The organism is Caulobacter sp. (assembly GCF_017744445.1).
Taxonomy (GTDB): Bacteria; Pseudomonadota; Alphaproteobacteria; order Caulobacterales; family Caulobacteraceae; genus Caulobacter.
Window position 1 is genome coordinate 71,815 of sequence record NZ_JAGIBH010000003.1, and the last position, 20,510, is coordinate 92,324.

Consider the following 20,510-nt stretch of genomic DNA (forward strand, 5'->3'; position numbering starts at 1 on the left):
CCGGTAAGAACGGAGCATGAACTTCTCCGATCCGTTCTTCATCCTGGCTCTCGTCTTCGCCCTGGCCGCCGCCGCGTGCGCGCTGTGGGCCTTCACCGCCCAGAAGCGGGCCGCCCGGGCCGAGGCCGAGATCTGGCGGCTGGAGGAGCGCGAACGCCTGCTGCAGGACCAGACCGCGACCCAGATCGAACTGATCAAGGCCCAGGCCTCCCAGAGCGCCAACGCCATCGCCGAGCAACTGATCAAGCGCGCCGACGAGAACGCCAAGAGCCGCGACAACCTGGCCCAGGCCCGTCTCGAGGCCCAGCTCAAGCCGGTGGCCGAGACCCTGGCCAAGTTCGAGGCCCAGGTCACCGCCGTCGAGAAGGCTCGCGCCGAGGAAACCGGCGGCCTGAAAGCCCAGATCGCCGCCCTGTTGCAAGCGTCCACGGAGACCCAGGCCGAGGCCCGAAAGCTGTCGGCCGCCCTGCGTCGCGGGGCCGGGGTGCAGGGCCGCTGGGGCGAGCAGACGCTTCGGAATGTCCTTGAGGCCGCGGGCCTCAACAGCCGCTTCGACTTCCAGGAGCAGTTTAGCGTCGACAGCGAGGAGGGCCGCCGCCGGCCCGACGTCACCGTCACCCTGCCGGGCGGCGGGGTGTTCGTGATCGACGCCAAGTGCTCGCTGAACGCCTTCCTCGAGGCCCAGGAAGCCACCGACGAGGCCCTGCGCGAGGCCGCCCTGACCCGCCACGCCGCCAGCGTCCGCGCCCACATGCAGGGCCTGTCGTCCAAGGCCTATTGGGACCAGTTCGCCAGCGTCGGCTCGCCCGATTTCGTGGCCATGTTCGTGCCCGGCGACGGCTTCCTGGCCGTGGCCCTGGAGCGCCTGCCCGACCTGATGGCCGAGGCCATGGAGCGCAAGGTGGTGCTGGTCACGCCCACCACCCTGTTCGCCCTCTGCAAGGCTGTCGCTTACGGGTGGCGGGCCGAGGACCAGGCCAAGAACGCCGCCCGCATCGTCGAGGTCGGCCGCGAGCTCTACAAGCGCGTCTCGGTCATGGGCGCCCACGCCGGGGCCATGGGCAAGGCGCTGGAGAGCGCGGTGGGCAAGTACAACCAGTTCGTCGGCTCGCTGGAGAGCCAAGTCCTGACCCAGGCCCGCCGCTTCGAGGACCTGTCCGTCGACCACGAAGGCAAGACGATCGCCGAGCCGGCGGGCATCGAACAGGGCGTGCGGCCTCTCACGAAGTTGAGCGGGGCGGGACAATCTCCCACCTTGACGCTCGGAAATGAGACGCCTACCTGATCAGCGTCATGGCCATCCGTCGCATCCTCACCGTCGATAACGCCGCCGACCTGGCGACGCTGAAGAAGATCTCCACGCCCGTGGAGGCCGTCACCGACGAACTGCGCGCGCTGATGGATGACATGCTGGAGACCATGTACGACGCCCCGGGCATCGGCCTGGCCGCCGTGCAGATCGGCGAGCCGATCCGCGTCATCACCATGGACCTGGCCCGCGAGGGCGAGGAGCCGGCCCCGCGCTACTTCGTCAATCCCGAGATCCTGTCGAGCTCGGAAGACACCCTCGGCTACGAGGAAGGCTGCCTGTCGGTGCCGGAATATTTCGACGAGGTCGAGCGTCCGTCCAAGGTGACCATCCGCTACCTGAACTACCAGGGCGAGACGGTCGTCGAGGAGGCCGAGGGCCTGTTCGCCGTCTGCATCCAGCACGAGATGGACCACCTGGAAGGCGTCCTGTTCATCGACCACCTGTCGCGCCTGCGCCGCGACCGCGCCATCACCAAGGTCAAGAAGGCCCGCCGCGCGGCTTAAGGACGGCTTGCTCCGTCCCGCCTCAGCGGAACGGAGCGCATCACCTACAGCTTGTCGTTCGTCGACGGCATCGGCTCGCGGTAGATCCACATGATCTTGCCGAACCGCGGGTCCAGCAGGCTCTTGGTCAGCAGCAGGATGACGGTGTTGGTCTCGCCATGCCATTTTGCCAGGCTGAGCATCTTGCTGCCGGTTTGGGCCTCGGCCTCGGTTCCGTATTTCGTGCGCAGCTGATTGCGGATGTCCTCGAAATCGCCGTCGGTCGACAGCTTGCGGTCGAGGATGACTCGGTCGAGTTTTCCGTCCGTGAAGTAGAAGCAGGCGTGGAAGTCGCGGTTGACGACATTGTAGGCCTGCAGTTCCAGGGCGCAGACCGCCTTGTCCGTCAGGACGTCGGGCTTCCGGGGCTTGGTCGCCGTCGGTTGGGCCGCGAGCACTTCCGCCTCGGTCATACCGAAGGTCAGGTTTGTCCAGAGCGCCGTGCCGGGCTGTTGGGCTGACGCCGGCTGCGCGAACACGAGCATCGCCACGCTGGCCATCGCCAGTAGTCCGAGTTTCTTCATTGTCTGCCCCCTAAGTCGCTCAACTTCTCGGGTTCTTTCCCGAAGCGCCCTCAACTTCTAGCGCAAGCCGCGCCCCGGGCAATGACCTAGGCTGCCCGCGTTGAGTTGTTCTCGTGCTCCGCCGCCAGCGTCTGGACCAACGCGTCGACCGCTGTCTCCGCCTGGCCCAGCGAGGCCGCCAGGCGCTCGTCCTGGAACTCGTCATATTCGACGGCGACCGTGCGCAGGTCGGTGATCCCGAGATAGGCCAGAGGCCTGGCCAGGCTGGGCGTGACCAGCTCCAGGTCCGCGACCCGCCCGCCGGCGTCGTAGCCGTAGTCGCCGCGCGCGGTCAGGACCACGAGCGTCTTGCCCTGGCCGGCCAGCATCGGCCAGTACGGCTGGCCCTCGCGCGAGCGGTCGAAGCCGAAGGTCAGGCCCACGCGAACGATGTTGTCGATCCAGGCCTTGAGCGGGGCGGGCGGGCCGAAATTGTACATCGGGACGCCGATGACGATGACGTCGGCGGCCTTCAGCTCGGCGACCAGGGCGTCGCTCTCCGAGAGGACCTCGCGCATCCAGGGCTCGCGGGCGGCCTCCGGGGTGAAGGCGGCGTGGATCCAGTCGCCGCTGACCGGGCGCGGCGGACGCACGCCGACGTCGCGATGGCGGATCTCGTCTTCCGGCCGCAACTGGCTCCAGCGCTGGACGAAACGGTGGGTCAGGCGGCGGGTGTGCGAGCCGTGGCGGGTCTCGCCCGACCGGCCCGAACGGGCGCTGGCGTCGATCTGCAGGACGGTGGTCATAAGCATCTCCAAGGTGATGAAGGTTCATCCTTGGAGGTCGTTCTGCGCGCGTGACGGCGCGCTGACGAACGCGTAATCATCAGGCCATGGATGAGATAAGTTCATCTTTCTCGCGTCGTCGCCTGCCGCTGGGCGCCCTGCGCGCCTTCGAGGCCGCTGCCCGGCTGGAAAGCTTCCGCCTGGCCGCCGAGGAGCTGGCCGTCACGCCCACGGCGATCAGCCATCGCATCCGCGAACTGGAAGAGACGCTGGGGCTGAAGCTGTTCGAGCGTCAGGTGCGGCGGGTCAGCCTGACCGCCGCCGGTCAGCGATTGTTCCCGGTGCTGCGCGATGGCTTCGACGCCTTCGCCGAGGCACTGCGGACCCTGTGCCCGGAAGAGGGCGAGACCGTCGTCACCCTGTCGGCCCTGGTCGGCTTCACCGCTCGCCTGCTGCTGCCGCGCATGGCCGAGTTCCGCGCCGCCCATCCCAACGTCCAGCTGCGGCTGCATGCCTCCGACGATCCTGTGGACCTGCGCTCGGGCGCGGCGGACATCGCCATCCGCTACGGCCACGGCCCGTTCCCTGGCCTCGTGGCCGCGCCGCTGTTCGTCGAGACCTTCGCGCCGGTGTTCAGCCCCAACCTGGCCCTGGCCTCGCCGGAGGACCTCCGGGGCCAACCCCTGCTGCATTGCGAGTGGCGACACCCGGCGGCGGACACCCCGACCTGGGCGCGCTGGGCTCAGGTGGCGGAGTTCCCGGACCTCGACACCACGCCGCGCCTGGTCTTCACCGACGACAGCCACGCCTACCAGGCGGCGGTCGGCGGGTTGGGCGTGGCCATGGGCAGTCTCAGCCTGGTCCGCGACGAGCTGGCGACGGGTCTGCTGGTCCAGCCGTTCGGGCCGGTGATCGAGGGGCGGCCCTACCACTTGCTGCGCCTGCCAACGGCCTCGCGGGCGGTCATGGCGGTGCACGACTGGCTGCTGGCGGTGCTGAAGGCCTAGCGCTTCCGGCCCTGGTCGGTCTCGTACGGCGTGCCGTCCCGGTGGCGGTAGACGCCCTCACCGTCGCGGAGCACCAGGTCGATGTCGGGATAGTCGCAGCCGTCCTGGTCCAGCCGTCGCGAGCCGATCTCCAGCAGCAGCACGTCCTGATCCGAGCGGTTCTGAAAGTGGTGGCCGTTGGCGACCCCGGCCTTGAAGCCCGCGCAGTCGCCGGCTCGCAGGATCGTCTCGCCGTCATTCTCGACCAGCACCACCTCGCCCTGGACCACCCAGGTGAACTCGTCCTCGGCCGTGTGCCAATGGCGCTGGCTGGACCACACGCCGGGCTCCAGGCGCAGCAGGTTGACCCCGAACTGGTCCAGGCCCACGGCGTCGCCCAGCTTGGTGCGGTGACGCTTCAGGCAGGGCTGGTTGAACGGCGCGGGATAGGCCGTGCCGACGCGGGTGGGGGCCGTGGAGAGGTCGATCTTGGGCATCGGCGGGCCGTCTCGGTTTGCGTCTGGCGGGAGGGAAGCCTAAAGCCTGCACCATGACCAGCCCCGCGCCCGTTTCCGTCAGCATCGACCCGGTCGAGCTCGCCCAGGCCCTGATCCGCCGCCCGTCGGTGACGCCGGCCGACGAGGGCGCGATGGACACCCTCCAGCGTCAGCTGGAAGCCCTGGGCTTTGACTGCCGCCGCATGAAGTTCGGCGAGATCGAGAACCTCTATGCCCGGCGCGGGACGGCGCGGCCGAACCTTTGCTTCGCCGGTCATACCGACGTGGTGCCGGTGGGCGATGACGCCGCCTGGACCGCTGGTCCCTTCGAGGCCGAGATCAAGGACGGGGTGCTGTATGGCCGCGGCGCGGTCGACATGAAGTCGGCCATCGCCGCCTTCGTCGCCGCCGTATCGAAGATCCCCGAGCATGCCGGCTCGATCAGCTTCCTGATCACCGGCGACGAGGAGGGCGTGGCCGAGGACGGCACCGTCAAGGTCGTCGAGGCCCTGGCCGCCGAGGGCGAGGTCATCGATCACTGCATCGTCGGTGAGCCGACCAGCGCCAACCTGCTGGGCGACATGGTCAAGATCGGCCGGCGCGGCAGCATCAACGCCTGGATCGCGGTCGACGGCAAGCAGGGCCACGTGGCCTATCCGCACCGGGCGGCCAATCCGATACCGGTGCTGGTCGACATCCTGTCGCGCCTGCAGAGCCGGGTGCTGGACGACGGCTATACCGGCTTCCAGCCGTCGAACCTGGAGGTGACCACGGTCGATGTCGGCAACACCGCCACCAACGTCATTCCCGCGTCGGCCAAGGCGCGCGTGAACATCCGCTTCAATCCGGCCCATAAGGGCCACGAGCTGGCCAGCTGGATCGAGCAGGAATGCCGCGACGCGGCCGAGGGCTTCTCGGGCCGCGTCGAGGTGCTGTGCAAGATCAGCGGCGAGGCCTTCCTGACTGAGCCTGGCGCCTTCACCGACGTGATCGTGGCCGCCGTCGGCGACGCCACGGGCCGGGTGCCGGAATTGTCGACCACCGGCGGCACCAGCGACGCCCGTTTCATCCGCGCCCTGTGCCCCGTCGTCGAGTTCGGCCTGGTCGGCTCGACCATGCACCAGGTCGACGAGCGCGTGCCGGTCGAGGAGGTTCGCTATCTCGCCGACGCCTACGAGGCGCTGATCAACCGCTACTTCGCGGCCTTCGCGTAAGGGGCGGGGCGTCGGACATGAAGGCGCTCTCGATTCCCGACGTGCTGGCCGAGGTGGCGGTGCTGGTGAAGCCGCACTTCGGCAAGGGCCGCACGGCCGACTATATCCCGCAGTTGGCTACCGTGCCGGGGACCAAGTTCGGCATGGCCGTGCGCACGGTCGATGGCGGCGAGCACGTGATCGGCGACGCCGACGAGGGCTTCTCGGTCCAGAGCATCACCAAGGTCTTCGCGCTCGGGCTCGCCTTGAACCGCCTGGGCGACGAGACCTGGACGCGCGTTGGCAAGGAGCCGTCGGGCACGCCGTTCAACCACCTGTCCTTGCTCGAGGCCGAGCAGGGCGTGCCGCGCAATCCGTTCATCAATGCCGGGGCTCTGGCGGTCACCGACATCCTGATGGACGTCACCAAGGACCCGGCGGCCCTGGTCCGCGACTTCGCCGGCTTTCTCTGTGACGAGCGGCTGGAGATCGACCCGACCGTGGCGGCGTCCGAGCTGGCCAATGCCTGGCAGAACCGCGCCATCGCCAGCCTGATGCGCGGCAAGGGCACGCTGCACCACGATCCCGAGAGCGTCGTGGCCGCCTATTGCCGCCAGTGCGCCCTGACCATGAGCTGCCGCCAGCTGGCGCGGGCCTTCCTGCCGCTGGCGGCGGGCGGCTTCTCGCCGGTGGCGCAGGAGACGGTGTTCCCCGAGCGCCTGACGCGGCGGCTCAATGCGCTGCTGCTGACCTGCGGGATTTATGACAGCGTCGGCAACTTCGCCTACAGGGTTGGTTTGCCCAGCAAGAGTGGCGTGGGCGGGGGCGTGGTGTCGGTGATCCCCGGCAAGGCGGTCGTGGCGGTGTGGTCGCCGGAGCTGGATCGTTTCGGCACCTCGGTGGTCGGCACGGCGGCGCTGGAGGCGTTTAGCCAGATCACGAATTGCTCGGTGTTGTAGGGCGGCTACTGGCCCCCTCCGCGCTTCGCGCTCCTCCCCCGGAGGGGGAAGAAGGATCGCGCGTTCACCTTCCGCCCCCTCCGGGGGCGGACGACCGCGAAGCGGTCAGGTGGGGGCAAGTCAGTCCCCGTACCCCACGCCGACTAGATAGAGCCCATCCGCCGGCGCCACGGGCCCACACTCGCGCCGATCCTTGGCCTCCAGCGCGGCCTTCACGTCATCGGGCGTCCAGCGGCCCGCGCCGACCTCGACCAGCGTCCCGGTCATCGACCGCACCTGCCGATGCAGGAAGGACCGCGCCTCGAAGTCCAGGTGGATCTCTTCCCCCACCCGCCGCACCCGCGCCACGTCCAGGGTCTTCACCGGGCTCTTGGCCTGGCAGTGCATGTCGCGGAAGGTCGTGAAGTCGTGCAGGCCGATCAGGTGCTGGGCGGCCGCATGCATGGCGTCGGCGTCCAGGTCTTTCTTCATATGCCAGACCCGGCCCTTGTCCAGCGCCGGCGGGGCGCGGCGGTTGAGGATGCGGTAGAGGTAACGACGCTCATTGGCCGAGAACCGGGCGTGCCAGTCGCCCTCGGCCACTTCCGCCGACAGGATCGACACCGCCTCGCGGGTCAGGTGGGCGTTGAGGGCGTTGAAGACGGTCTGGGCGGGCCAGTCCTTTTCCAGGTCGACATGCACCACCTGGCCGGTGGCGTGGACGCCAGTGTCGGTGCGGCCGGCGGCGGCGATGCGCACGGTCTCGCCGCTGAACGCCGTCACCGCCGCCTCGATCGCGCCCTGCACGCTGGGCAGCACGGCCTGGGCCTGGAAGCCGGCATAGGGCCGGCCGTCATATTCGACGAGGAGGCGATAGCGAGGCATCAGGCCAGCGTCGTTCCAGACGCGATCGGGAAGCCGCGCGTGAAGGTCTCGGCGTCCTGGACGCCCTTGCCCTCGCGCTGGGCCTTCAGGAGGCGCACGGAGCCTTCGCCGCAGGCGATGAGCAGGCCGTCGTCCAGCGCGGTTCCAGGCGCGCCGGAAGCGGTCTCGACGCGCGACAGCAGGGCTTTCACGCGGACCGGGCCTTTCTCGGATGGGGCCTCGAACCAGGCGCCGGGGAAGGGCGACAGGCCGCGGATGTGGCGGTCGACCTCGGCGGCGGGGCGGGTCCAGTCGATGCGGGCCTCGGCCGACTTGATCTTCTTGGCGTAGGTGACGCCGTCCTCGGCCTGGGGCGTCTCGCGGGCGCCGCCGCGTTCGATGGCGGCCAGGGCGACGGGCAGCAGCTGCGCGCCGGTGGCGGCCAGCTTGTCGTGCAGGGTGGCGACGGTGTCGTCGCCTTCGATCACGACCTGCTGAGACATGATGATCGGGCCCTCGTCCAGGCCCTCGCTCATCCGCATGACCTGGACGCCGGTGACGGGATCGCCAGCCATGATCGCCCGCTGGATCGGGGCCGCGCCGCGCCAGCGGGGCAGCAGGGAGGCGTGCAGGTTGAAGCAGCCGTATTGCGGGGCGTCCAGCACCGCCTTGACCAGGATCTGGCCGAAGGCGACCACGACGGCGGCGTCCAGCTCCAGGGCCTGGAAGGCTTCGATCTCTTCGGGGGTCTTCATCGAGACCGGCGTGCGGACCGGCAGGCCCAAGCCTTCGGCGAAGGCGTGGACCGGCGAGGGCTTCAGTTCCTGGCCGCGCCCGCGGGGGGCCGGCGGCTGGGAATAGACGGCGACGATCTCGTGGCCCGAGGCGACGAGTTCGGCGAGGCAGGTGACGGCGAAGTCGGGGGTGCCGAGGAAGGCGATGCGCATGGCGGGGGTTTAGACGCCTGAGCGGCTTTGCGCAAAGCGACTCGGAACCTGCGCCGTGAACCTCCGTTATCCAGCCGACTCAAAAGGAGCCCGACCATGCGTTCCAAGCTGATGCTGATCGCCGCCGCCGGTGCGGCGCTGACTCTCGCCGCCTGCTCGCAGGAACACGCCACCGAGGTGAAGGAAGGCGCGCAGGCCGCCGCCGCCGACATCAAGGACGCCGCCCACAACATCGCCAACGACCCGGACGTCAAGGAAGCCGGCACGGCGATCAAGGAAAGCACCAAGGAGACGGCCGGCGAGCTGAAGGAAGCCGCTGGCGAGGCTGCCGACAAGGCCGGCGAACTGGGCGCCAAGGCGGGCCAGGAAGCCAAGGAGGCCGGCTCCGAGCTCAAGCACGACGTCAAGAAGGGCGCGGCCGAGAGCAAGAAGCAGCTGAACGAGGCGACGAACTAATCGTCCGAGTCCAAATTAGATTGCCTTCCTCGCCCTTGTGGCGAGGACCCATGGCGCGGCTTGGCTCGGTGCTCCTGAGCAATCCGCGCCATTTCTGGCGATCGCTGAGCTAGCTGAACCATGGATCCTGGGCACAAGGCCCAGGAAGGCACGGTTGCTTTGGCGCAGGGGAGAAACCCTTAGTCCCGAAGCAGGTCGTTGATGCTCGTCTTCGACCGCGTCTGGGCGTCTACCGTCTTGACGATCACGGCGCAGGCGAGGCCCAGGCCGCTCTTGGCGTCGGGGCGGGTGCCCGGAACCACGACGCTGTAGGGCGGGACCTTGCCGATGTGGACCTGGCCGGTCGCGCGATCGATGATCTGGGTCGAGGCGCTGATGAACACGCCCATCGACAGGACCGAGCCTTCGCCGACGACCACGCCCTCGACGACTTCCGAGCGGGCGCCGATGAAGCAGTTGTCCTCGATGATGGTCGGGTTGGCCTGCAGGGGCTCCAGCACGCCGCCGATGCCGACGCCGCCCGACAGGTGGACGTTCTTGCCGATCTGGGCGCACGAGCCGACGGTCACCCACGTGTCGACCATCGTGCCTTCGTCGACATAGCCGCCGATGTTCACGAACGACGGCATCAGGATGACGTTCTTGCCGATGTGGGCGCCGCGACGGACGATCGCGCCCGGCACCGCGCGGAAACCGCCAGCCTCGAACTGCGGGGCGTCCCAGCCGTCGAACTTGTTGGCCACCTTGTCCCACCACGGGCCGACGCCGCCGCCCAGCGTGCCGGCGCGCATGACGGTGTTGGGGTTCAGGCGGAACGACAGCAGCACGGCCTTCTTCAGCCACTGGTGGGTGACCCACTCGCCGTCGACCTTTTCCGAGACGCGGGCCTTGCCGCTGTCGAGCAGCAGCAGCGACTCTTCCACGGCGGTGCGGACCGGGCCGGTGGTGGCGACCGAGACGTCGGCGCGGCCTTCCCAGGCGGCTTCGACTTCGGTTTGCAGATCCGAGAGGCTCACGGCGGTCATTGCGGGCTTCCTTGCAGGCGGGCCGAGTTCAGGAACTCAGGCAGATCGTTGGTCCGGAAATGGACGTGTTCGGAGGTCGAGTCCTTGGCGTGGGCCCCGACCAGGATGGTGGTCATGCCCAACCGCGCGGCAGGCACGAGGTTCTTCTCGCTGTCCTCGAAGAAGGCGGTCTTCGGCGGATCGATGGCGTGCAGCTTGCTGATCCTGTCGAAGGTGCTCAGCGACGGCTTGGGGATGTAGTCCGCCGTCTCGATCGCGAAGATCTCGGAGAACAGGTCGCGCAGGTTCAGGTGCGCCAGCACCCGCTCGGCGTGACCGACAGAGCCGTTGGTGAAGATGATCCGCCGGCCGGGCAGGCGGGCGATCGCTTCGCGCAGCTCTGGGCTGGGGATCAGCTTGTCCATCGAGACGTCGTGCACCTCGTCCAGGAACGTCTTGGGCTCCAGGCCGTGGTTGATCATCAAGCCGGCCAGGGTGGTGCCGTGCTCGGTGAAGTAGCCGTGCTGCAACGCTCGAGCTTCGTCGCGGGGCAGGCCGGTCAGACGCTCGACGAAGTCGGTCATCTTGACCTCGATCAGGCCCATGAACTCGCTTTCCAGCGGGTATAGGGTGTTGTCGAGGTCGAACAGCCAGGTGTCGACGTGAGAGAGGTCGGCGCTCATTTCGAGATGAGCGTGCCCGCGCCGTGCTCGCTGAACAGTTCGACCAGCATGGCGTGCGGACGGCGGCCATCCAGGATGACCACGGCCTCGACGCCTGCCTCAATGGCGTGGATGGCGTTTTCCAGCTTGGGGATCATGCCGCCGGTGGCCACGCCCGAGCTGATCAGCTCACGGGCCGCGTCCACGGTCATCTCGCGGATCAGCTCGCCATTGCCGTCGAGCACGCCCTTGATGTCGGTCAGCATCAGCATCCGCTTGGCCTTGAGAGCCCCGGCGAGGGCTCCGGCCACCGTGTCGGCGTTGATGTTGAAGGTCTCGCCCGCGGCCGAGACGCCGATCGGCGCGATCACCGGGATGTAGTCGGTTTCCGAGGCCAGCAGGGTCTGGATGATGTGCGGATCGACCTTGGTCGGTTCGCCCACGAAGCCCAGGTCGACGGCCTGCTCGATATTGCTGTCCGGATCCTTCTTGGTCCGGGTCACCTTCTCGGCGGTGATCAGGCGGGCGTCCTTGCCCGACAGGCCCACGCCGCGCACGTCGGCCTCGGCGCCGGCCTGGGTGATCCAGCTGGCGATTTCCTTGTTGATGGCGCCCGACAGGACCATCTCGGCCACTTCCATCGTGGCTTCGTCGGTGACGCGCAGGCCGTCGATGAAGGTCGACTTGACGCCGGCCTTGTCCAGCATGCGGCTGATCTGCGGACCGCCGCCGTGCACGACCACCGGATGGACGCCCAGGAGCTTGAGCAACACAGCGTCGGCGGCGAAGACCTTGGCGACCTCTTCCTGGCCCATGGCGTGGCCGCCGTATTTGATCACGACCGTCTCGCGGTCGTAGATCTGGATGTAGGGCAGGGCCTCGGCCAGGGTCTTGGCGGTGGCCCAGCCAGCTTCCTCGGCGGCGACGTCGGTCAAGGCGGCGGTCCCTCGATACGTAAAATCGGCGCCTCGATAACCGACCCCGCCCCCCCTGTCATCAAAGAAGGGCCCTCAGCGGGGACGATCGAACCGCCATTTCATGGCCAGCACGCCGCCGGACATCAGCAGGCAGGCGATGTTGGAGACGATGACCGGCCAGGCCTGGATCAGGAAGCCGTAGGTCACCCAGCAGGCAAAGCCCGTGACGGTGACGATGTAGGTGCGCAGCGAGACGGACGAGGCGTCCTTCTCCTTCCAGATCTTGAGGATCTGCGGCGCGAAACTGGTGATCGACAGCAGGGCGGCGGCCGTGCCGACGACGGCGGCGAGCGGCGGTACGGCCATCAAGCCGTTTGCTGCATCGCGTCGCCCAAGCCCCACAGCGCGGCATAGGCCGGCGCCAGGGTCAGGCCCACCGGCACGGGGCCGGGCACGTGGCCTTCGGTCAGGCAGAAGGTCAGGTAGTTGAGAGCGGTCTTCACGCCATGCTCGGAATACGGCTTGCCGATCACGCCGCACGCGCCGGCGAAGTCGTCGGGCAGGCGCTTGACGTTGGCGGTCATGAACAGCGCCACGCCGCCGCAATCCTGCGAGATCTTGCGGGCCACATCGACGCCGGTCGGGCCGTCGCTGAGGTGGACGTCGACCAGGGCCAGGTCAGGATGCAGCTTCTCGGCGAGATCCACCGCCTCGTCCGAGCTCATGGCGCAACCCAGCGAGTGGCATCCCACCTCCTCGACCAGGTGCTCAAGCTCGATCGCCAGCAGCATCTCGTCTTCGACAATCAGCACATCGAGCGTACGGCCGCTCATCAGACTAACTCAACCTTCCTAGTTCGCCCCGTTCACGGGCAGCAGAACGACAACACGGACACCTGGTTCCGCATCGGTCGTCTCACTTTTGGCCTTCAACTGCTGACACAGCAGCTGAACAATGGTCAGACCGAACCCCGATGGTTTGGTGTCCTTGTCAAAACCAACGCCGTCATCGGCGATTTCGATCCTGAAATTTCCCTCCTCGCGGCGCACGCCGATGAAGATCCGGCCGCCGCGACCTTCCGGGAAACCGTGCCTTAGCGCGTTGGTCAGCAGTTCATTGACCACCAGGGCGAACGGCGCGGCCTTGGAGGCCGCGATCTCGACGCGCTCCAGGTCCAGCTCGATGCGGATGTCGTCGCGATTGGCCGAGCCCATCAGGTCGGCGACCATGTCGCGGATGAAGGCCGAGACGTCGAAGCGCTCGACATCCTCGCTCTGGAACAGGCGACGGTGGACGGTGGCGATGGCGTTGACCCGGCCCAGCATGCCTTTCAGCGACGCCTTCAGAGCGGGGTCCTGCACGCGTCGGTTCTGCAGCAGCAGCAGGCTGGAGATGAGCTGCAGGTTGTTCTTGACCCGGTGGTCCACCTCGTGGAGCAGGGCGGTCTTCTGCTCCAGGGCTTCCTTCAGCTCGTGCGTCCGCGCCTCGATGATCGCTTCAAGATCCGCGGGGCTACGGCCCGTGGCCTGGCTGACATCGCGTACAGATTCCGAATAGTCGTCCATGCCTGCGGTCAAGCTCCCACCACCCCGTTGACGCTCAACGTACGCCAAGTTGTCGGGTTCCCAACATAGGTTGGGAGCAAACATGGAAACGGCGGGAATCCGCTGGGATTCCCGCCGTGCTGTCCGATGGTCCGTCCGTGCTTCCCGGAACGGGCGGGCCGTCAGAAAGGCGTTACTTCGGCTGATAGATGCGGTCGAACACGCCGCGTCGTTGAAGTGGGTGGCTTGCGCCTTCTTCCATCCGCCGAAGGTGTCGTCGATCGTCACCAGCGGGATCTTCTTGAAGCGGGCGGCGTACTTGGCGGCCACCTCGGCGTTGCGCGGACGGTAGTAGTTCTTGGCCACCAGCTCCTGGGCCAGCGGGCTGTACAGGAAGTTCAGATACCCTTCCGCGATGGTGCGGGTCTTGTGACGGTCGACGTTCTTGTCGACGATCGCCACCGGCGGCTCGGCCAGGATCGACAGCGACGGGTAGACGATGTCGAACTTGCCCGGCAGCTCCTCCTGGGCGAGGTATGCTTCGTTCTCCCAGGCCAGCAGCACATCGCCCAGGCCGCGCTGGGTGAAGCTGGTGGTGGCGCCGCGGGCGCCGGTGTCCAGCACGGGCACGTGCTCGAACAGAGACTTCACATAGGCCTCGGCCTTGGCGGGGTTGCCGCCCGGCTGCTTCAGGGCCCAGGCCCAGGCGGCCAGGTAGTTCCAGCGCGCGCCGCCCGAGGTCTTGGGGTTGGGCGTGATCACGTCGATGCCCGGCTTCACCAGGTCGCCCCAGTCCTTGATCTTCCAGGGGTTACCCTTGCGGACCAGGAACACGATGGTCGAGGTGTAGGGGGTCGAGTTCTGCGGCAGGCGCGACTGCCAGTTGGCCGGCAGCAGCTTGGCCTTGGCGGCGATCTCGTCGATGTCATAGGCTAGGGCCAGGGTGACGACATCGGCCTGCAGGCCGTCGATCACCGAGCGGGCCTGCTTGCCCGAACCGCCATGGCTCTGGTTGATCACCAGGGTCTGGCCGACACGCTTCTTCCAGTAGTCGGCGTAAGCCGCGTTGATGTCCTTGTAGAGCTCGCGCGTCGGGTCGTAGCTGACGTTGAGCAGGGTGATGGTCTTGCCGGCCTGGGCGTTTGCCAGGGTGGGCAGAGCGCCTGCCGCGAGGGCCGCGGCGCCGCCGGCCAGGAGGCCGCGGCGGGTGGTCTTGTTCAGGTCTTGGGTCATCACTGAAGCCTTTGTTCTTGGGCCGGCCCGTCTAAGCGGGCTTGATTGTCTGGTCCGCCGTTAGGCGGGCTTGTAGATCTGGTCGAACACGCCGCCGTCCTCGAAGTGTCGGGCCTGGGCTTTCGCCCAGCCGCCGAACTGCTTGTCGATCGTCACCAGCGGGATCTTGGGGAACTTGGATGCGTACTTGGCCGCCGCCGCCGGGTTGCGAGGGCGGTAGTGGTTCTTGCCGATCAGGTCCTGGGCCAGCGGGCTGTACAGGAAGTTCAGGTAACCCTCGGCGATGGTGCGTGTTCCACGGCGGTCGACCACCTTGTCGACGACCGCGACCGAAGGCTCGGCCAGGATCGAGATCGACGGATAGACGATCTCGAACTTGTCGGCCCCGAACTCCTCGCGGGCCAAGTGGGCTTCGTTCTCCCAGGTCAGCAGGACGTCGCCGATCTCGCGCTGGGCGAAGGTGGTCATCGAACCCCGGGCGCCGCTGTCCAGGATCGGGACCTGCGAATACAGCTGCTTGACGAAGGCCTGGGCGGAGGCTTCGGAACCGCCCGGGCGCTTGAGGGCATAGGCCCAGGCCGCCAGATAGGCCCAGCGCGGGGCGCCGCCGGTCTTGGGATTGGGGGTGATGATGCTGACGCCCGGCTTCACCAGGTCGCCCCAGTCGGCGATCTTCTTCGGGTTGCCCTTGCGGACCAGGAAGATGATCGTCGAGGTATAGGGCGCGGAATTGGCCGGGCGGCGCGACTTCCAGTTCTTGTCGATCAGGCCGCGCTTGGCGATCTGGTCGATATCGTCGGCCAAGGCCAGGGTGACGACGTCGGCTTGCAGGCCGTCGATGACCGAACGGGCCTGCTTGCCCGAGCCGCCGTGGCTCTGGCTGATCGTCAGATCCTGACCGACCCGGCTCTTCCAGTACTTGGCGAAGGCCGGATTGATCTCCTTGTAGAGTTCCCGCGTCGGGTCGTAGCTGACGTTGAGCAGGGTGGCGGGCTTGGGAGCCCTGGCCTGCGCGGCGCCGGTCAGAACCAGGCCCGCCGTCCCGGCTCCCGCCGCGATCAGATCGCGGCGGGAAGGAACGAAGGGCCGTACGTCGCGGGACTTCGACATAGAGCGTATCCTTAGAAGGCGAACTGGCTGCGGAAGTTGACCGCCTGGTAGCTCTGGCTGAGGGCGGTAAGACCGCCGGCCGGATCCTTGCGGTCGATGTCGACATCCAGATAGTCGACCGAGAACTTGGTCACCGAGTTGGGGAACCAGTTCAGGCCGGCGGTCCAGATGGTCTGTTCGCCGCCGCGCACGCGGTCGCCGGCCAGGGTCGCATTCTCGTGATGGTTCAGATCCAGCACGGAGTAGCGAGCGGCCAGTTCCCACGCGCCCCACTTGCCGGCCTTCGGGTCGAAGGGGTTGGCGATGGCGGGGGCGTCGAAGGCGAAGGTGTTGGGGTTGTACTTGCGGGCCTCGCCCGTCAGCACCCAGCCGCCTTCCACGTACCAGCCCGTGAACTTCGGGTCGGAGACGCCGGCGGCCGCGTTGCGGCGGTCGATCTTGTAGTCGAAATACTCGCCCTGGATCAGCAGGCCCTTCTTCTGGACCGCGGCTTCCAGGCCGTAGTGGCGGGCGCCCTTGGCGTCGATGGAGCCGGTGGTGACCAGCTGGGTCCCATCGACACGCAGTTCCGGGCGGTCCTGGATCGTGACGCCATAGGCGCCGGTCAGGGCCGCGGTCTGGGCCGGAGTGGCCACGACGCTGGCGTTGGCGCCGACATGGATCAGATAGTCGGGACCCTTGGCCGGGATGAAGACGAAGCGGCCCAGATAGCCCAGCTGCTCGTCGAAGGTCTGGCCGTCGCCGGCCTTGGCGCCCGAGACGGCGCCCGACAGCAGCCAGCGCTCCTGGACGATCTGGCCCTGCAGCGCGATGCGGCGGTCGGCGCCGGCCAGGCTGCGGGCGGCTTCGGCCGACGCGGGCCGTTCGGGGAACAGCGAGCCGTTGGTCGAGGCCGCGTCCTCCAGGCCCAGGTTCGGGGCGTAGGCGCCGACGCGGATCTTGAAGGGGGCGTAGTTGTACTGGACGAACAGTTCCTGCAGCTGGCCGGCGCCGTCGGTGCCCGCGCCGCCGAAATCCAGCAGGATCGAATAGTCGAAATACTTGGCGAACTTGCCGTCGACGCCCAGGCGGGCGCGGCGGAAGTTGGTGCCGTTGTTCAGGTCGCGGGCGTTGCCGATCACGGCCGGCAGGCCCTTGTCCTGGAAGTACTGGGCGGCGTCCAGCTGCATCACGCCGTGCAGCGTGGCGCTGTAGGCGCCGTCACCGGACGAGATGGTCGGGCGGCCGGCCGCGATGCTGACGGTGGTGGCGCTCTGAGCAGCGCGCACGTCCTTCAGGCTGGCGGCGGTGGCGGCCTTCAGGTCGGCGACCTGTTTTTGCAGGGTCTCCAACTGGGCTTCCAGGGCGGCGATGCGGGCGGCGGCGTCGTCGGGCGTAGCGGTCTGAGCACTCGCTGCGCCGGCGGTCGCCAGCAGGGACACGCCGGCTATCAGCCCGGCGCGGAATGCAGTTCTGCCTAAGGTCATGTGTATTCCCCTTTCGGCGCCGCCGAGGCGGAACCGAACCTGCTGAGCCAGGGAAAACGATTATCCCTAGCTACGAAATCGAGATTAGGAAAACCGGCCTTGAGTTTTTCTGGAGGCGCGGCGAAGTGTCGCGAAACACGCTGCGAAACTTCCATCAAATCAGACACTTGAACGGTTAAGGATCCGTAGACGGAAAAAGCCGCCCCGGTTGCCCGAGGCGGCTTTCATATTGATAACGCTCAAGTTTGGGCCCGAAGGCCTAAGCCTGACCTATGCGTCAGAACATCGCACGTCCGGCGAGGCGCAGGTTGTAGCGCTTCTGCTTCTTGGTGGCTTCGACGCCGCCTTCCAGGGCCAGGTACGACATCGGCGTGCCGGCGCGCAGGGCGAAGCCCGCGGTCACGGCGCCGTCCTTGTCGTTCAGAGCCGCCAGGGTGAACGGGTTGCCGCCCTTGAAGGCCGCGACCGTGTCGCCGACCGAACCGGCCAGGGTCTGGCGATAGCCGACCCGTACTTCCGGACGCCACCAGACGGTCTTGCCGAAGTCGGCGCCGAACACCACGCCCAGTTCGCCCGACAGGTTGTCGGAGGTGCGCTTGTTGACGGTCAGGTCGAAGCCGTCGCCGCCACCGGTTTCGGCGCGCTTGCCTTCCCGCAGCCAGACATAGTCCACGCGGCCTTCGGGACGGGCGAAGAAGCGGCCGAACTTCTGCTCGTAGGCCACGCCCGCATAGGCGTTGGCGGTCAGGCCCTTCCAGTCGGCGGTGTTCTTGAGCACCAGATCGGCCAAGCCGTCGGCATTGGTGTCCGGCGCGATGAAGCGGCGGTCGCCCTTGAAGAAGCCATAGCCCAGGCCGCCGCCAGTGTTGAAGCGCCAGCCGCCGACCGAACGACGCCAGTAGGCGCCGGTCTGGACGAACGAGGCGGTGGTCTGCTCGCCGACCTTGGCGACCGTGTCGTGCTCTTCGACGCTGACATAGGCCAGGGTCAGGCCCAGCGCTCCGCCGGCGTCGCCCATGGCTTCGTAGCCGCCGACGAAGCCGAACGCCTGGGTGTCCGAACCCAGGGTCTGGTCGGTGTCGCGACGGGTCAGCGAGTTGATCTCCTGCACCCAGATGCTGTCGGGGCCATAACGGTCGCCGGGATCGGGGCGGAACATCGTGGCTTGCGAGATCTGCTGGTTGACCGATTGCAGGGCCGCGAACAGGCCCTCGCCCTGGTCGGGCAGCATCTGGTCGTACAGGTCGCGGAAGCCGTCGCGGGTGTTCTGGCCCAGGAACTGGGTGGCCAGGCCCGTATTGTTGCCCAGGGCGGCGAAGACGGCGTCGTACGCCGAGGTCTCGGCGCGGTTGAAGCCGATCTCGGCGGCCGTGCGACGACGCACGTCGATATAGACGTTGTTGGTGTCGGCGCGGCTGGTGGCCACGTACAGGTACGGCGACTCGGCCAGCAGGCCGCTGCCGATGGTGCCGACATTGATGTTGCTGCCCTGGATCACCAGGAAGCTGGTCGGGGCCTTGACGATATTGGCCAGGCGGATGCCCAGCTCGGCGCCGGTGGCGATGTTGGTCGCGCCCGAGACCACCAGCTTGGTGTTCTGGCCGGCGGACGGATCGGCCGAGAACAGCAGCTTGGCCTTGTTGCCCATGGTCAGGCTGGAGACGTTGATCGTGTCTGTGTTGACGATGCCCAGGCTGCCGTTGGCGATGGCGATGTCCAGCTTGCCGTCGCTGTCGCTCAGCTTGCCCAGGGCCACGCCGCCGCCGTCGATCGACAGGCGGTCCTGGCCCGCGCCGAACGACATGTTGCCCAGCAGGGTGCCGCTCCACAGGTTCAGCGTGTCGTTCCCGCCGCCGAACAGAACGTCGCCCACGGTGGTGGGCGCGATGGTGGTCGTGGTGGTGTCGGTGCTGGTCACCGTGTCGGTGGTCGGCCAGGTGGTGGTCGAGGCGTAGTCGGTCGGCCCCGACTGGGTGAAGGTCACGCCCGAATTGTTGGCGCGCAGGTCCAGGGCGATGGCCTGGCCGGCGGCGGTGGTCGTCGCGGCCGTGCCGTCGGCCTTGAAGGCCGGGGCGCTGACGGCGGCGCGGATCGTGCCGGTGTTGGTGATCGTCTTCAGCGTGCCGGCCTGGTCCAGGATGGCCACGGCGTCGCCGGTCTCGCCCGTGCGGCCGGCGGTGATCGCGCCGGTGTTGCGCAGGCTGGTGGTGGTCGAGCCAGCGCCCAGCACGATAGCGCGGGCCGAGGCCGTGACGCCCGAGGCGGCGAAGGACGACGAACTGGCGGCGACGGCGCCGCGGTTCAGCAGTTCGTTGACGACCGCGCCGGTGTTCAGGGCGATGCCGGTGGCGTCGGCCTCGAAGCTGGTGGCCTGGATCTGGCCGTCATTGCGCAGGCCGTTCGCCAGCGTGGTGGTGCGACCGCCGCCGGCGCCGACCGACACGGCCGTGGCGGCGACGCCGTTATAGACGCCCGCGGCGCTGATCGCGCCCTTGGCCACCAAGCCGTAGGCCAGGTCGCCCGCGCCCACGGCGCCCAGGGTGACGTTCTTGTCGGCCGAACCGATCTGCAGGGCCGGCGCGGCGCCATAGGCGCTGATGCTGGACGAGCCCGAGGTGCTGGAGGTGATCGCGGTGGTGACGGTATTGCCGTCCGTACCGACCTTGGTCGAATAGTTGGCGCCTTGCAGCAGCACGCCGCCGGTCACATCGCCGGCGACGCGGACGGCAGGGCCGCCCTGCAGCAGGTCGTCGGCGTCCAGCTTGTTCAGCGCGTCGAGCGTGGTCGGGCGCGAGGTGTAGCGGTAGCCCGTGGCGGTGGCGGTGCCTTGCAGCACCAGCGCGCCGTTGATGGTCGAATCGATGGCCTGGGCGACGGCGTCCTTGCCCTGGACGTTGATCGCGCCGCCCATGGTCACCTTGCCGGTGACGGGGGCCGCGATGCGCACGCCATAGGCGTTGTCGCCGATGACGCTGATCGTGCCCAGGCTGGTAACGTTGCCGACCACCGGACCTTCCAGCAGCATGCCCGCCGAGTTGTTGCCCTCGATGGTGATGATGCCGCCGACGCCGTTCTCGATATTGCCGGTATGGGTCCCGGCGTTGGTCAGGCGGATGCCGTAGCGGTTGTTACCCTGGGCGAAGGGACCGTCGGCATCGCCGTCCGAGTCGCTGTCGGCGGCGGTGTAGTCCTCGATCAGCGAGATCGTGCCGGTGTTGCTCAGGTTGCCGGTCTTGCCGCCGATGATCAGCACGCCGACGCCGTCGTTCACGCCGGTCGTCGAAATGGTCCCCTTGTTGGTGACCGAGTTGTTGCTGTCGATCGTGACGATCGCGCCCGAGGTCGTCGGCTTGATGGAGCCGTCGGCGGTGATGGCGATGTCATCCGCCGCCGAACCCGTCGCCGTGCTCGTGGCGATAGGCGTCGTGCGCGCGGTGGAGACCGAGGTTTCCGCCGACGCGGCGAAACCCATGGCCAAGAGAGGAGCGGCCGCGACTGTCGCGACCAGGACCTTGCGCTGCATTACGAACGACACCCCAAGAGAAACCGGC

19 protein-coding genes and 2 pseudogenes are annotated in these 20,510 nt (G+C 67.8%); 6 read left to right on the forward strand and 15 right to left on the reverse strand.

The features are described from left to right. Positions 1-16 precede the first annotated feature (16 nt). The gene (gene rmuC, locus J7528_RS05485) at positions 17-1,285 is read left to right on the forward strand and encodes a DNA recombination protein RmuC (protein WP_291871934.1); all 1,269 of its coding nucleotides are present in this window, start codon (positions 17-19) and stop codon (positions 1,283-1,285) included. Positions 1,286-1,293: 8 nt separating this feature from the next. After that, positions 1,294-1,815, forward strand: a complete 522-nt coding sequence (gene def, locus J7528_RS05490; protein ID WP_291871935.1) for a peptide deformylase — start codon at positions 1,294-1,296, stop codon at positions 1,813-1,815. Positions 1,816-1,859: 44 nt separating this feature from the next. Here the strand turns inward: def and J7528_RS05495 are convergent, their stop codons facing one another. Next, positions 1,860-2,378 carry a hypothetical protein gene (locus J7528_RS05495; RefSeq protein ID WP_291871936.1) on the reverse strand — a complete coding sequence of 173 codons (519 nt, stop codon included), beginning with the start codon at positions 2,376-2,378 and terminating at the stop codon, positions 1,860-1,862. 86 nt (positions 2,379-2,464) lie between these two features. After that, the gene (locus J7528_RS05500) at positions 2,465-3,163 is read right to left on the reverse strand and encodes an NAD(P)H-dependent oxidoreductase (protein ID WP_291871937.1); all 699 of its coding nucleotides are present in this window, start codon (positions 3,161-3,163) and stop codon (positions 2,465-2,467) included. Positions 3,164-3,249: 86 nt separating this feature from the next. Here J7528_RS05500 and J7528_RS05505 point away from each other — a divergent pair, with 86 nt between their 5' ends. Further along, on the forward strand, positions 3,250-4,149 hold the full coding sequence (locus tag J7528_RS05505; RefSeq protein ID WP_291871938.1) for a LysR substrate-binding domain-containing protein: 900 nt from the start codon (positions 3,250-3,252) through the stop codon (positions 4,147-4,149). Here the strand turns inward: J7528_RS05505 and J7528_RS05510 are convergent. Continuing rightward, positions 4,146-4,625 carry a cupin domain-containing protein gene (locus J7528_RS05510; protein WP_291871939.1) on the reverse strand — a complete coding sequence of 160 codons (480 nt, stop codon included), beginning with the start codon at positions 4,623-4,625 and terminating at the stop codon, positions 4,146-4,148. The genes J7528_RS05505 and J7528_RS05510 overlap by 4 nt on opposite strands. Before the next feature lie 53 nt (positions 4,626-4,678). On the opposite strand from J7528_RS05510, the gene dapE reads away from it, so the two are divergent. Both dapE and J7528_RS05520 read left to right on the forward strand, forming a co-directional pair. Next, on the forward strand, positions 4,679-5,839 hold the full coding sequence (dapE, locus tag J7528_RS05515) for a succinyl-diaminopimelate desuccinylase (protein ID WP_291871940.1): 1,161 nt from the start codon (positions 4,679-4,681) through the stop codon (positions 5,837-5,839). A gap of 17 nt (positions 5,840-5,856) precedes the next feature. Beyond that, positions 5,857-6,777, forward strand: a complete 921-nt coding sequence (locus J7528_RS05520) for a glutaminase (RefSeq protein ID WP_291871941.1) — start codon at positions 5,857-5,859, stop codon at positions 6,775-6,777. A 120-nt stretch (positions 6,778-6,897) separates the two neighbouring features. On the opposite strand, the gene truA is transcribed toward J7528_RS05520, so the two are convergent. Both truA and fmt read right to left on the reverse strand, forming a co-directional pair. Next, entirely contained in the window at positions 6,898-7,641 is a 744-nt protein-coding gene (truA, locus tag J7528_RS05525; RefSeq protein WP_291871942.1) for a tRNA pseudouridine(38-40) synthase TruA, read from the reverse strand. Then, positions 7,641-8,567 carry a methionyl-tRNA formyltransferase gene (fmt, locus tag J7528_RS05530; protein ID WP_291871943.1) on the reverse strand — a complete coding sequence of 309 codons (927 nt, stop codon included), beginning with the start codon at positions 8,565-8,567 and terminating at the stop codon, positions 7,641-7,643. The genes truA and fmt overlap by 1 nt, the downstream gene beginning before the upstream one ends. A gap of 96 nt (positions 8,568-8,663) precedes the next feature. Between fmt and J7528_RS05535 the strand changes: the two genes are divergently transcribed. Beyond that, positions 8,664-9,023, forward strand: a complete 360-nt coding sequence (locus tag J7528_RS05535; protein WP_291871944.1) for a cell surface protein — start codon at positions 8,664-8,666, stop codon at positions 9,021-9,023. Positions 9,024-9,202: 179 nt separating this feature from the next. Here the strand turns inward: J7528_RS05535 and dapD are convergent, their stop codons facing one another. From dapD to J7528_RS05585, 10 genes and pseudogenes are all read right to left on the reverse strand, one after another. Then, positions 9,203-10,048, reverse strand: coding sequence for a 2,3,4,5-tetrahydropyridine-2,6-dicarboxylate N-succinyltransferase (gene dapD / locus J7528_RS05540; RefSeq protein ID WP_291871945.1), 846 nt, complete (start codon positions 10,046-10,048; stop codon positions 9,203-9,205). Further along, positions 10,045-10,710, reverse strand: a complete 666-nt coding sequence (locus tag J7528_RS05545) for a pyrimidine 5'-nucleotidase (RefSeq protein ID WP_291871946.1) — start codon at positions 10,708-10,710, stop codon at positions 10,045-10,047. The genes dapD and J7528_RS05545 overlap by 4 nt, the downstream gene beginning before the upstream one ends. Next, positions 10,707-11,624, reverse strand: coding sequence for an acetylglutamate kinase (argB, locus tag J7528_RS05550; RefSeq protein WP_291871947.1), 918 nt, complete (start codon positions 11,622-11,624; stop codon positions 10,707-10,709). The genes J7528_RS05545 and argB overlap by 4 nt, the downstream gene beginning before the upstream one ends. A 75-nt stretch (positions 11,625-11,699) precedes the next feature. Next, positions 11,700-11,972, reverse strand: coding sequence for a SemiSWEET transporter (locus J7528_RS05555; protein WP_291871948.1), 273 nt, complete (start codon positions 11,970-11,972; stop codon positions 11,700-11,702). Next, positions 11,972-12,439, reverse strand: a complete 468-nt coding sequence (locus J7528_RS05560; RefSeq protein ID WP_291871949.1) for a response regulator — start codon at positions 12,437-12,439, stop codon at positions 11,972-11,974. Before J7528_RS05560 ends, J7528_RS05555 begins: the two co-directional genes overlap by 1 nt. A gap of 18 nt (positions 12,440-12,457) precedes the next feature. After that, a pseudogene (locus J7528_RS05565) lies at positions 12,458-13,114 on the reverse strand (sensor histidine kinase); the annotation flags it as partial. 229 nt (positions 13,115-13,343) lie between these two features. Beyond that, positions 13,344-14,383 (reverse strand): annotated as a pseudogene (locus J7528_RS05570) (sulfate ABC transporter substrate-binding protein). Between the two features lie 60 nt (positions 14,384-14,443). Further along, a complete protein-coding gene (locus tag J7528_RS05575; RefSeq protein ID WP_291871950.1) occupies positions 14,444-15,493 on the reverse strand; it encodes a sulfate ABC transporter substrate-binding protein in 1,050 nt (349 codons plus the stop codon). A gap of 11 nt (positions 15,494-15,504) precedes the next feature. Then, complete coding sequence (locus J7528_RS05580; RefSeq protein WP_291871951.1) at positions 15,505-16,959, reverse strand: porin; 1,455 nt, start codon at positions 16,957-16,959, stop codon at positions 15,505-15,507. A 277-nt stretch (positions 16,960-17,236) separates the two neighbouring features. Beyond that, positions 17,237-20,494 carry an autotransporter outer membrane beta-barrel domain-containing protein gene (locus J7528_RS05585; protein WP_291871952.1) on the reverse strand — a complete coding sequence of 1,086 codons (3,258 nt, stop codon included), beginning with the start codon at positions 20,492-20,494 and terminating at the stop codon, positions 17,237-17,239. Positions 20,495-20,510 lie beyond the last annotated feature (16 nt).